The organism is Caulobacter sp. P4_E5 (genome assembly GCF_056401555.1).
In genome coordinates this window covers 1-11,385 of sequence record NZ_JBFUJD010000123.1, presented here as the reverse complement: position 1 = coordinate 11,385, position 11,385 = coordinate 1, and the positions used below count along the sequence as shown (strand labels likewise).

Sequence of the window (11,385 nt, the reverse complement as noted above, 5' to 3'; positions counted from 1 at the left end):
AGCCCGCCTTACATCTCACGGCGAGACGATCGCCGGACTGTCATCGGGGTGAGTTGAGAAAGCCCCTTCCCCAACCCTCGTCATCCCGGGCGGAGCGCAGCGGAGACCCGGGACCCAGGGGCAACCGCACTGCACCGGCCCCTGGGTCCCGGGTCGGCTTCACCGCCCGGGATGACACGGGTTATTTGCGATGAAGTTCCGCTCACCTTCCCTCCAGGAAGGGAGCCCGCCTTACATCTCACGGCGAGACGATCGCCGGACTGTCATCGGGGTGAGTTGAGAAAGCCCCTTCCCCAACCCTCGTCATCCCGGGCGGAGCGCAGCGGAGACCCGGGACCCAGGGGCAACCGCACTGCGCCGGCCCCTGGGTCCCGGGTCGGCTTCGCCGCCCGGGATGACACGGGTTATTTGCGATGAAGTTCCGCTCACCTTCCCGCCAGGAAGGGAGCCATCCTTACATCTCACGGCGAGACGATCGCCGGACTGTCCAGGTCACTCAAGGACGACGCTCCGCGTCGCCGCGCGCGGCCGCCGGAGGCGGTCCTTGACTGACCTGGACAGTCCGGCACGCTGCAGCCTCCAAGAGATGTAAGGTTCACACCGACCTGGGCAGGTCGGGTGCGACGCCTAGAAGCGCTTTTCACTTCTATCTTGCCGCTCGCACGTACCTCGGAAGGCCAACCCTAGACCACCGAGATCAATATCGCCGGTACTGCGGTCGATACGCACCGTGGCTTTATTGATGGGGTTCAGCCGAAATCGAGCAGTTATCGCGTCATCGGAAACGTTGATCTCCGACAACAACCACCAGCCGTCTTTTCCCCCGGTATTTATCGGCGGCACCAAGGATTTGGGGACTCTAACGCGGCTGCCGTCCGCTCTAAGATCAAGAAGCAATCGCTCGTCAAATCGCTCTTTGCGATAGCTCGTCGCATTGGCGGAAGCGGTCCCGCCCGCATCGTTAGACGCATTCACTGTGGTGGTATCGGCCACTGTGCGCGTTCCAACACCTTCACAGCGCAACAGTAGGTCAATGCTTGAGGAGGAATTCGGACTGTCGGCAGCTCGTGCCGCAGAGCCGACAAAGACGAGTGCGCACGTTATGCCGACGATAAGTCGCTTCATGACTCCCCCCAAAACCCACACACGTACTTACACCTTCACGATCCCCAAACCAAAAGGGGCGGAGCCTCACGACCCCGCCCTCTCCAATTCACCTAGCTCAGAGCAAGCCTACTCCGCCGCCACCTTCGGCGCGTAGCCCAGGATCGCCTTCGTCTCCAAAAACTCCCCGAACGCGTGGTCGCCCCACTCGCGCCCGTTGCCGCTCATCTTGTAGCCGCCGAACGGGGCCATCAGGTCGGGGCTGGCGCCGTTCAGGTTGACCTGGCCGGCCCGCAGCTTGGCGGCCACCTTGCGCACCGCCTCCGGGTCGCCGCCCGAGACATAGGCGGCCAGGCCGTACTCGGTGTCGTTGCCGACCGCGACGGCCTCGTCGACCGTGTCGTAGGCCAGGATCGAGACCACCGGGCCGAAGATCTCCTCCTTGGCGATGGTCATGTCGCTCTTGACGTTCGCGAACACGGTCGGCTTGACGTAGTAGCCCTTGTCCAGGCCCTCGGGCCGGCCGACGCCGCCGGTGACCAGGGTGGCGCCCTCGTCGATGCCCTTCTGGATCAGGCCCTGGATCTTGCTCCACTGGGTCTCGGACACCACCGGGCCCATCTTGTGGTTGCCGTTGGGGTCGCCGACCGTGTGGCTCTCGGCGGCGGCCTTGGCGATGGCGATGACCTCGTCCATGCGCTGGCCGGGGACCAGCATCCGGGTCGGGGCGTTGCACGACTGGCCCGAGTTCATCATCACCGAGGCGATGCCGCCGCCCACGGCGCGCGGGAAGTCGGCGTCGTCGAGGATGATGTTGGGGCTCTTGCCGCCCAGCTCCTGGTGGACGCGCTTGACGGTCGGGGCGGCGTTGCGGGCCACCTCGATGCCGGCCCGGGTCGAGCCGGTGAACGAGACCATGTCCACTTCCGGATGGCTGCTGAGCGCCGCGCCCACCGTCGGGCCGTCGCCATTGACCAGGTTGAAGACGCCGGCCGGGACGCCGGCGGCGTGCAGGATCTCGGTCCAGATCTGGGCGCTGAACGGCGCGATCTCGGAGGGTTTGAGCACCATGGTGCAGCCCGTGGCCAGGGCCGGGGCGACCTTGCAGGCGATCTGGTTCACCGGCCAGTTCCACGGCGTGATGAAGGCGCAGACGCCGATCGGCTCCTTGACGATCCGGGTCGTGCCCCGGTCTTCCTCGAATGAGTAGTTCTTCAGCACCGCGGCGGCGGTCTGGAGGTGGCCGATGCCCATGGCCGCCTGGGCGCGCTGGGCCAGCCAGGCCGGGGCGCCCATCTCCTCGGTGATGGCCTTGGCCATGTCCTCGTAGCGCTTCTGGTACTCGGCGATGATCCGCTCGAGGATGTCGATGCGCTCCTCGCGGCTGGTCCGGGAATAGGTCTCGAACGCCTTGCGGGCGGCGCGGACCGCGCGGTCGACATCGGCCGCCGAGCCCATCGAGATCACGCCGGCGACCGCTTCGGTGGCCGGGTTGATGACGTCCAGGGTCTTCGGAGCGGCCGGATCGACCCAGGCCCCGTCGATATAGAACTTGGTGTAGTCGCGCATGCCGTGCTCCTGCCCTTGGGTGTTCTTGCCTGGTCCGCTCTGACGGCGGGCGGTTTCAAACAGCCATTTAATGTGATCGGCGTTCAGGTGGGAAGCCCCCCAGCGCGCCGCCAGCCGCGAATTCGCTGGCCTCGGCCCCTCGGGGTGGTAAGCGATCGAGGGGCCTCGCGCCGGATGCGCGGAACGGCGGTGGGGGCGTGATGAAGCGTTTTGCAATTTTCGCGGCGACGGCGATGCTGTCGCTGGTCGCGGGCATGGCCGCCCAGTCGGCTCCGGCCGCGCCGACCCCGGCCTGCCAGGCGCCGGGCAAGCCGGTCGCCGAGGCGGGCTTCGTGTCGATCGGCGGCATCCAGCAGTGGGTGACGGTCGACGGCCAGGACTGCGCCAATCCGGTGGTGTTGATCGTCCACGGCGGCCCGGGCAATCCCAACACCCCCTTCGCCCACAGCCTGTTCGGGGCCTGGACCAAGGCCTTCACCGTCGTCCAGTGGGACCAGCGCGGCGCGGGCAAGACCTACGGGGCCAACAAGCCGTCCGAGGACACGCCGCTGACGATCGCCCAGCTGACCGGCGACGGCGTCGAGGTCGCCCGCTACGCGGCCCAGCGGCTGGGCAAGCATAAGGTGATCCTGATGGGCGGCTCGTGGGGCTCGGCCCTGGCCGTGCACATGGCCCAGAAGGAACCGGGCCTGTTCCACGCCTATGTCGGCACGGCCCAGCTGGCCAGCTACGCCGAAGACGTCAAGCTCAGCTACACGCGCACACTAGGCCTGGCCAAGGCCGCGGCCGACGCCGACACGGTGGGCAAGCTGGAGGCGCTGGGCCCGCCGCCGTGGACCAATCCCCGCGCCTTCGGAACCCTGCGCCGCGCCACCCGCAAGTACGAGGCCCTGGCGACCGACCCGGCCCCCAAGGGCTGGTTCGCCCCCGGCCCCGGCTACGACACCCCCGCCTACGCGGCCGACTACGAGGCCGGCGAGGACTATTCGTTCCTGAACTTCGTCGGCCTGGCCGGCGACGGCATGGGACCAAAAATCGACCTGCGCCAGCTGGGGACCCGCTTCGCCATGCCGGTCTACATGCTGCAGGGCGAGGCCGACCTGGTCACCCCGCCAGAAGTGTCGCGCGCCTATTTCGACAGCCTGACCGCCCCGAAGAAGGCCTTCATCCCGCTGCCGCGCACGGGGCACGATCCGAACATGCGGATGATCGACACGCAGTTCGAGGTGTTGAAGACGGTGCGGGCCGAGGCGGTGGCGGGGGATCGGCGGTAGGGGTCGAAATAGATTCCCTCTCTCTWTGAGAGAGGGAGGGGCCCGCCGCGAAGCGGTGGGAGGGTGAGAGGTTACACTCTCTCCGATCTAAGCTCTGACTTTGACGGCGCGACTTAAGGGCCACTGTCATGGCGAGACCTTGAGCTCGCCCCTTCAGAACGCTCAACGGAAGGCCCGGGATTTTCCGGCTGGCGGTGAAACCTCTCACCCTCCCACCGCCTACGGCGGCGGGCCCCTCCCTCTCTCTATGAGAGAGGGTTTTCGCGACCTCACCACATCGCATCCGCCTCCACCCCGCCCAGGGCCTCGGCGAGCCGCCGCCGCGTGGCCTTGGTGGTCTCTTCGGGCAGGTCGTCGAGCGCGAACCAGCCGACCGCGTGGATCTCGCCCGCCGCGTCCGAGGCGCAGGGCTCCCAGGCGTCGACGCGGTAGACCAGCACGTGGTCGCCCGGATGCAGGACCTCGTTGCTGTGGGCCGAGACCAGGCGCGGGCGCGACAGGGCGCGGACCCCGGCCTCCTCGGCCAGCTCGCGGACCACGGCGATCTCGGCCGTCTCGCCGCGCTCGACCCCGCCGCCGGGCAGGTACCAGCCCTTGATGTAGGTGTGCTGGATCAGCAGGACCTTGCCGTCCGCATCGGTCACCACCGCCCGCACGCCCAGGGTCAGCCCCCGCGTCATCCGGAAAAAGGCGTAGACCAGGGGCCTCGTGAACGGTTCGATACGGCGTCGCCAGAGCATGGAACCGTTCTAGCCCGGCCCGCGCCCGCGGTCAGGCCCTTGCCGTCGCCATTGGGCGCGGCTAAAGCGGCGGCAACCTTGGTCTTATCTGGAGCCACGCCATGCTCGCGATCGGTGTCATCGCCATCTTCCTGGCCGTCGTCTGTGGCCTGAACTACTTCGAGTTCGGCCGCGTCGACTAATGACGGGCGCTGGGGGCGCCCTTGGGCGCGGCGCGGCCCTGGTCACCGGCGCGGGGCGTCGGATCGGCCGGGTCCTGGCCCTGGAGGCCGCCCGCGCCGGCTATGACGTCGCCGTCCACCACCGCGCCTCGGTCGACGAGGCGCAGGAGACGGCGACCGCCGTGCGCGCCCTGGGCCGCCGCGCGGTCCTGGTCCGCGCCGACCTCGCCGACGAGGACGCGGTCCGCGGCCTGATCGGCCAGGCTGCCACTGAACTCGGCCCCGTCACCCTGCTGGTCAACAGCGCCTCGGCCTTCGAGGACGACCGCGTCGGCGGCCTGTCCCGCGACAGCTGGGACCTGCATCTCGAGACCAATCTGCGCGCGCCGATCGTGCTGGCCGAGGCCTTCGCCGCGGCCCTGCCCGACGACCGGCAAGGCCTGGTGGTCAATATCGTCGACCAGCGGGTGCTGCGGCCCAACCCCCAGTTCTTCAGCTATTCCCTGGCCAAGGCCGGCCTGTGGTGGGCGACCCAGACCCTGGCCCAGGCCCTGGCCCCGCGCGTGCGGGTCAACGCCATCGGGCCGGGCCCGACCCTGCCCTCGGTCCACCAGACCGCGGGCGAGTTCGAGGCGGAAGCCGCCGGCGTGCTGTTGCAACGCCGCGCCACGCCGGACGAGGTCGCCGCCGCCCTGCGCTATCTCATTGACGCGCCGTCGGTCACGGGCCAGATGATCGCGGTGGACGGCGGCCAGCACCTGGGCTGGCGGACGCCCGATATCGTTGCGCCTTAGGAGGCCACGCTTGGCCGCAGCCCCCCTCGTCGAAACCGCCGCGGCCCCGCTGGCGCCCCAGGACCTGGCCCGGATCATCGTGACCAAGGTCTTCGTGCGCGGCCTCAAGGTCGACGCCCAGATCGGCGTCTACGACCACGAGCATGGCCGGGTTCAGCCCCTGATCGTCGATGTCGAGCTGGACGTGGCCGCCAGCCACTGCGAGCGCCTGGGCGACACCGTCAATTACGAGATGGTCGGCGACGCCGCCCGGGCCATCGTCGCCGAGGGCCATATCGACCTGGTCGAGACCTTCGCCGAGCGCCTGGCCCAGGCCTGCTTCGTCGACCCCCGCGTCACCCGCGCCCGGGTGCGGGTCGAAAAGCCCCTGGCCCTGGCGCCCCACGCGGCCGCGGCCGGCGTCGAGATCACCGCCGTCCGGTCCTAGGATGAAGGTCAGCCACCACGCCCGGCTCTCTCCCTTCCAGCCCGAAACGGTCTGGACCCTGGAGGCCGGGACGCTGGTGGAGACGCGCGGCAAGGCCGAGCGCCGCTTTGCCCTGTCCAGCCTGACCCGCTACCGCCTGAGCGCGGACCAGAACGGCGGCCGCCGCCGCACCCTGCTGCTGACCTTCGGCAAGCGCCGGCTGGTGATCGTCTCGCAAAGCTATCTGGGCCCCGGCCGGTTCGAGGATCGGCTGCCCGGCTTCTCGACCCTGGCCCGGGCCATCGCCGCCGTCGGCGCTGACCTGGCCCCCCGCGCCCGCTTCGGCGTGGCGCGGCTGGAGGCCCGCGCGGCCTTCACCTGGGTCATGGGCTTGCTGGCCTTCGGCGCCTCGGCGACCCTGGTGTTCTCGCTGACCGCCGGCATGGCCGAGGTCGGCGTCGACATGGCGGCGCGGATGAGCTTCGTCCTGATCCTGATGGTCGCCGCCCTGCCCTGGCTGGGCCGGGATCCCACGTTCGACCCGCACGACCCGCCGGCGGATTTGTTGCCTTGAACCCGCTCCTCCCCCGCGCCGCGGGGGAGGTGGCCCGAAGGGCCGGAGGGGGCTAGCTGGACCTACGCCGCATTAGCCCCCTCAGTCGCTCCGCGACAGCTCCCCCGCGAGCGGGGGAGCATCTCCATGACACCACCTTCATTTGCATCCCATCCCGATCGGCGCGACGATTGGGCCAACGATGTTATCCCAAGGCTCAGTTTCTTGACCGATCCCACCCCCGACCCCGCCGTGCCGCCCTTGCTGCAGGACGACAAGACCCTGCCGGTCGTCATCTACGCCTTGCACATCGCCAGCCTGGTGACCGGCGGCCTCACCAGTCTGATCGGCGTGATCATCGCCTATATCAGCCGCAAGGACGCGCCCGCCTGGCTGGCCAGCCACTACGAATTCCAGATCCGCACCTTCTGGCTGACCCTGCTGTTCAGCGTGATCGGCCTGATCCTGACCCCGGTCGGGATCGGCGTCGTCGTGCTGGTCGCCGTCGGCGTCTGGCTGGTCGTGCGCTGCGTCGTGGGGCTGTCGACCCTGCTGAAGGGCCAGCCCTATCCCACCCCCAAAGCCTGGATGCTCTGACATGACCGACACCGCCGCCGTCACTCCGCGCGTTGAAGAAGACAAGATCCTGCCGGCCGTCGTCTACGGCCTCTATCTGCTGGGCTTCACCAACGGCCTGACCTTCATCGTCGGCCTGATCGTCGCCTATCTGAACCGCGACGAGGCCGGACCGATCAACGAGAGCCACTTCACCTTCGCGATCCGCACCTTCTGGCTGTCGATCGCCTGGTTCCTGATCGGCCTGGCCCTATTCCTGGCCGGGCTGGTGCTGGCCATCGTTCTGGTCGGCATCCCGGTCATGATTGTCGGCGGCCTCATTCTGGGGGCGGTCGGCGTCTGGTTTGGCGTGCGCTGCGTGCTAGGGATCTACTATCTGGCCAAGGGCGAGGCGTATCCGCGCCCGCGCAGCTGGTTGATTTAAAGGCGCCCGCTCCGCCCGGCGCCCGCGAGCCGGTCACCCGCGCCGCCCGCTTCCCCTGCCGGTTGAGACGGCTCGACGGAAGCTGGGCTGTGGGCTGACTTACGCGGCCTGGCGGTGGGACGCCTTGTTAGGACGTCTGGGGGGACGGATGCTAGCGCGATTGGTTGGGATCATCTTGGGGCTGATCCTGGCGACGTCGGGATACGTGGTGGCGGGTTGGGGCTCGCTGGGGAACTGGGCCACGTCTCTCGATCTCGGACCGTTCGAGCCGCATCGGCCCATCGCCGGCGCGGCGGCGACGATCGTGGGCCTCGTGCTCATCGTCGCCGCCCTGATTCCCCGCCGCAAACCCAAGCGCAAGCCCGCGCCGATGGCGTTCGGGCTGGAGCTGGAGCCGGCGGCGGCCCAGCCCGTGGCCGCCCCCATGGCCGCAATTGAACCCGCTCCGGCACCGACGCCGCTCGTGGTCGAGCCCACGCCGGAACCCGCCGCGCCGCCGATGATGCAGGTCGCCGTCGCGCCCCCGCCTCAGGCTCCGCCGCCGCCGCCGACCTTCGCCGAAATGCGCCTGCGCCTGGTCTCGCTCAGCCGTGACGAGTCCTGGGCCGAGGCCGCCCGCATCCTGTCGGCGATGAAGCGCGCCGCCCACACCGACCGGGAGCTGGCCGTCGTCTATCGCGACCTGGGCGACTTCGCGCGCGCCCAGGGCCAGATGGACGACGCCGCCGAGGCCTACGAGACCTCGGTCTCCTACGCCCGCCAGGTGCGTCAGGCCCGCCAGGACGACGAGACCGCCGAGCTGCTGGCCGGTTCGCTGTCGGGTGTCGGCGACGCGGCCGAGGCCGAAGGCCGGCTGGACGCGGCCCTGGCCGCCTTCGAGGAGGCCCTGGCCCTGCGCCGCTCGACCGGTGGGCGCGAGGCCGGCGACACCGGGGCCAAGCGGGCCCTGTCGGTGAACCTCGAGCGCCTGGCGGACCTGCGCGAGGACCGCGGCCACCGGATGCGGGCTCTCGACCTCTATCGCGAAAGCTACGACATCGCGGCTTGTTTGGCGGCCGCGGATCCGGCGCGGTTCGGGCCGGACTTACAGGCGACGCGGGCAAGGCTGAACGAGCTGGAAGCCAAGGTCGCGGGGTAGGGGAAAAGCCCCTTCTCCCCTTGCGGGAGAAGGTGGCCCGAAGGGCCGGATGAGGGGTCGATAGACCTGTCGGCTTGGCGCCCAGCGGCATCCACTGTCGCGGCGGATGCTTTCTTCAACCCCTCACCCGACCCGCTTCGCGGGCCACCCTCTCCCGCAAGGGGAGAGGGAAGGAGAATAGATCCACTCTATCCCATCGACAGGTTTTATCAATTTGCTCGATCAAAACCCGGTGGCTACAAGGGCGCATCCTTTTCAAACGGAGCGCTTCATGTCGCTGGTCAACACCGAGATCAAACCCTTTACCGCCCAGGCCTTCAAGGACGGCAAGTTCGTCACGGTCAGCGAAGCCGATGTGAAGGGCAAGTGGTCGGTCTTCTTCTTCTACCCGGCCGATTTCACCTTCGTCTGCCCGACCGAGCTGGAAGACCTGGCCGACAACTATGACGTGTTCACGCGCCTGGGCGTCGAGATCTATTCGGTGTCGACCGACACCCATTTCTCGCACAAGGCCTGGCACGACAGCTCGCCGGCCATCGGCAAGATCAAGTACACGATGATCGGCGACCCGTCGGGCGTGGTGACCAACAACTTCGAGATCATGCGTCCGGGCGTCGGCCTGGCCGACCGCGGCACCTTCCTGGTCGACCCGCAAGGCGTGATCCAGTTCATGGAAGTCACCGCCGAAGGCATCGGCCGCAACGCCATCGAACTGCTGCGCAAGATCAAGGCCGCCCAGTACGTCGCCAGCCACCCGGGCGAGGTCTGCCCGGCCAAGTGGGAAGAGGGTGAAAAGACCCTGGCCCCGTCGCTCGACCTCGTCGGCAAGATCTAAGCACCACTAGAACTACCCGAGCCGCCGGCCGTTCATTCGGACCGGTCGGCGGCCCGGCCCTCGATCGTTCACGGCGTTCGATACTCCTCCCCGAAAATCGAACGCCTCTCCTTTCCTCCCCTAGCCTTTTGGGAGCGCGCCATGCTGGACGCCGGTCTGAAGACCCAACTGACTCAGTATCTGCAGAACCTGCGCCAGCCGATCGAACTGGTCGCCTCCCTCGCGGACGACGCCGGTTCGAAGGAAATGCTGAGCCTGCTCGAGGACGTCGCGGCGACCTCGGACAAGGTCAGCCTGAACCTGGCCGGCGACAACGACCGCAAGCCCTCGTTCGCGATCACCCGCGAGGCCGGCGACGCGGATGTGCGCTTCGCGGGCTTGCCGCTGGGCCACGAATTCACCTCGCTGGTTCTGGCCCTGCTGCACGTCGGCGGCCACCCGCCGCGCATCGACGCCGAGGTCATCGAGCGGATCAAGGCGCTGGACGGCGACTATCGCTTCGAGACCTATTTCTCGCAATCGTGCCAGAACTGCCCCGACGTGGTGCAGGCGCTGAACACCATGAGCGCGCTGAACCCGCGCATCCGCCACGTCGCCATCGACGGCGCCCTGTTCAAGGCCGAGGTCGAGGCCCGCGAGGTCATGGCCGTGCCAACCATCCTGCTGAACGGCCAGCCGTTCGGCCAGGGCCGCATGGACGTCGAGCAGATCCTGGCCAAGCTGGACACCGGCGCGGCCGACCGCATGGCCGACAAGATCAAGACCAAGGACGCCTTCGACGTGCTGGTGATCGGCGGCGGTCCCGCCGGGGCCGCGGCGGCGATCTACGCCGCCCGCAAGGGAATCCGGACCGGCGTGGCGGCCGAGCGCTTCGGCGGCCAGGTGCTGGACACTATGGCCATCGAGAACTTCATCTCGGTCCCGCACACCGAGGGCCCGAAGATGGCCTCGGCCCTGGAGCAGCACGTCAAGGAATACGACGTCGACATCATGAACCTGCAGAAGGCCGTCGGCCTGGTCCCGGCCAAGACCCCGGGCGGGCTGATCGAGGTCAAGCTCGAGAACGGCGCCAGCCTGAAGTCGCGCACCGTCATCCTGTCGACCGGGGCCCGCTGGCGGAACGTCAATGTCCCCGGCGAGGCCGAATACCGCAACAAGGGCGTGGCCTATTGCCCGCACTGCGACGGCCCGCTGTTCAAGGGCAAGCGCGTGGCGGTGATCGGCGGCGGCAACAGCGGCGTCGAGGCGGCCATCGACCTGGCCGGCATCGTCGCCCACGTGACGCTGATCGAGTTCGACAGCCAGCTGCGCGCCGACGCGGTGCTGCAGCGCAAGCTGGCCAGCCTGCCGAACGTCAAGATCGTCACCTCGGCCATGACCACCGAGATCCACGGCGACGGTGGCAAGGTCAGCGGCCTGTCCTACAAGGACCGCAACCACGACAGCGTCCACCGCGTCGACCTGGAAGGGGTGTTCGTGCAGATCGGCCTCGTGCCCAACACCGAGTGGCTGAAGGACTCGGGCGTGGCCCTGACCGCGCGCGGCGAGATCGAGGTCGACTATCGCGGCGAAACCTCGCTGCCGGGCGTGTTCGCGGCCGGCGACGTCACCACCACGCCGTACAAGCAGATCATCATCGCCATGGGCGAAGGCTCGAAGGCCTCGCTGTCGGCGTTCGACTACCTGATCCGCCAAGTGCCTGCGAACGAAGAGCAGGAAGCGGCTTAGAAGCTTCTGGACGCYCCCTCCGTCTCGCCGCCTATCGGCGTCGAGCCACCTCCCCCGCTTCGCAGGGGAGGATGGACGGCCTC

General features: G+C 68.5%; 12 protein-coding genes and 2 pseudogenes. 11 read left to right on the top strand and 3 right to left on the bottom strand.

Annotated elements, in window-relative coordinates; genetic code table 11:
* Positions 1-81: 81 nt before the first annotated feature.
* Positions 82-159: pseudogene (locus AC1DSO_RS23655) on the top strand (hypothetical protein); the annotation flags it as partial.
* Positions 160-304: 145 nt separating this feature from the next.
* Positions 305-382 (top strand): annotated as a pseudogene (locus AC1DSO_RS23650) (hypothetical protein); the annotation flags it as partial.
* A 245-nt stretch (positions 383-627) separates the two neighbouring features.
* Here AC1DSO_RS23650 and AC1DSO_RS23645 read toward each other — a convergent pair.
* Positions 628-993, bottom strand: a complete 366-nt coding sequence (locus AC1DSO_RS23645; RefSeq protein WP_477071140.1) for a hypothetical protein — start codon at positions 991-993, stop codon at positions 628-630.
* A 240-nt stretch (positions 994-1,233) separates the two neighbouring features.
* Positions 1,234-2,673, bottom strand: a complete 1,440-nt coding sequence (locus AC1DSO_RS23640) for an aldehyde dehydrogenase family protein (protein ID WP_477071139.1) — start codon at positions 2,671-2,673, stop codon at positions 1,234-1,236.
* A gap of 200 nt (positions 2,674-2,873) precedes the next feature.
* On the opposite strand from AC1DSO_RS23640, the gene AC1DSO_RS23635 reads away from it, so the two are divergent.
* Positions 2,874-3,947 carry an alpha/beta fold hydrolase gene (locus AC1DSO_RS23635; protein ID WP_477071138.1) on the top strand — a complete coding sequence of 358 codons (1,074 nt, stop codon included), beginning with the start codon at positions 2,874-2,876 and terminating at the stop codon, positions 3,945-3,947.
* Positions 3,948-4,216: 269 nt separating this feature from the next.
* On the opposite strand, the gene AC1DSO_RS23630 is transcribed toward AC1DSO_RS23635, so the two are convergent.
* The gene (locus tag AC1DSO_RS23630) at positions 4,217-4,687 is read right to left on the bottom strand and encodes an NUDIX domain-containing protein (protein WP_477071137.1); all 471 of its coding nucleotides are present in this window, start codon (positions 4,685-4,687) and stop codon (positions 4,217-4,219) included.
* 181 nt (positions 4,688-4,868) lie between these two features.
* Between AC1DSO_RS23630 and AC1DSO_RS23625 the strand changes: the two genes are divergently transcribed.
* The 8 genes from AC1DSO_RS23625 to ahpF all read left to right on the top strand — a co-directional run bounded on the left by AC1DSO_RS23625 (position 4,869) and on the right by ahpF (position 11,302).
* Entirely contained in the window at positions 4,869-5,642 is a 774-nt protein-coding gene (locus tag AC1DSO_RS23625) for an SDR family oxidoreductase (RefSeq protein WP_477071136.1), read from the top strand.
* 10 nt (positions 5,643-5,652) lie between these two features.
* Positions 5,653-6,069: a dihydroneopterin aldolase gene (folB, locus tag AC1DSO_RS23620; protein WP_477071135.1), complete on the top strand. Its 417-nt coding sequence runs from the start codon at positions 5,653-5,655 to the stop codon at positions 6,067-6,069.
* 1 nt (position 6,070) lies between these two features.
* The gene (locus tag AC1DSO_RS23615) at positions 6,071-6,622 is read left to right on the top strand and encodes a hypothetical protein (protein ID WP_477071134.1); all 552 of its coding nucleotides are present in this window, start codon (positions 6,071-6,073) and stop codon (positions 6,620-6,622) included.
* Positions 6,623-6,826: 204 nt separating this feature from the next.
* Positions 6,827-7,198: a DUF4870 family protein gene (locus tag AC1DSO_RS23610; RefSeq protein ID WP_477071133.1), complete on the top strand. Its 372-nt coding sequence runs from the start codon at positions 6,827-6,829 to the stop codon at positions 7,196-7,198.
* 1 nt (position 7,199) lies between these two features.
* A complete protein-coding gene (locus tag AC1DSO_RS23605) occupies positions 7,200-7,601 on the top strand; it encodes a DUF4870 family protein (protein ID WP_477071132.1) in 402 nt (133 codons plus the stop codon).
* 160 nt (positions 7,602-7,761) lie between these two features.
* Positions 7,762-8,739 carry a tetratricopeptide repeat protein gene (locus tag AC1DSO_RS23600; protein ID WP_477071131.1) on the top strand — a complete coding sequence of 326 codons (978 nt, stop codon included), beginning with the start codon at positions 7,762-7,764 and terminating at the stop codon, positions 8,737-8,739.
* A 271-nt stretch (positions 8,740-9,010) separates the two neighbouring features.
* A complete protein-coding gene (gene ahpC, locus AC1DSO_RS23595; RefSeq protein WP_477071130.1) occupies positions 9,011-9,574 on the top strand; it encodes an alkyl hydroperoxide reductase subunit C in 564 nt (187 codons plus the stop codon).
* Between the two features lie 141 nt (positions 9,575-9,715).
* On the top strand, positions 9,716-11,302 hold the full coding sequence (ahpF, locus tag AC1DSO_RS23590) for an alkyl hydroperoxide reductase subunit F (protein ID WP_477071129.1): 1,587 nt from the start codon (positions 9,716-9,718) through the stop codon (positions 11,300-11,302).
* Positions 11,303-11,385: the final 83 nt, after the last annotated feature.

Coding starts and splice junctions, on each gene's coding strand:
- AC1DSO_RS23605 (WP_477071132.1), top strand. CDS start 7,200: ATGACCGACACCGCCGCCGTCACTCCGCGCGTTGAAGAAGACAAGATC.
- ahpC (WP_477071130.1), top strand. CDS start 9,011: ATGTCGCTGGTCAACACCGAGATCAAACCCTTTACCGCCCAGGCCTTC.
- AC1DSO_RS23630 (WP_477071137.1), bottom strand. CDS start 4,687: ATGCTCTGGCGACGCCGTATCGAACCGTTCACGAGGCCCCTGGTCTAC.
- AC1DSO_RS23635 (WP_477071138.1), top strand. CDS start 2,874: ATGAAGCGTTTTGCAATTTTCGCGGCGACGGCGATGCTGTCGCTGGTC.
- AC1DSO_RS23615 (WP_477071134.1), top strand. CDS start 6,071: ATGAAGGTCAGCCACCACGCCCGGCTCTCTCCCTTCCAGCCCGAAACG.
- AC1DSO_RS23625 (WP_477071136.1), top strand. CDS start 4,869: ATGACGGGCGCTGGGGGCGCCCTTGGGCGCGGCGCGGCCCTGGTCACC.
- ahpF (WP_477071129.1), top strand. CDS start 9,716: ATGCTGGACGCCGGTCTGAAGACCCAACTGACTCAGTATCTGCAGAAC.
- AC1DSO_RS23640 (WP_477071139.1), bottom strand. CDS start 2,673: ATGCGCGACTACACCAAGTTCTATATCGACGGGGCCTGGGTCGATCCG.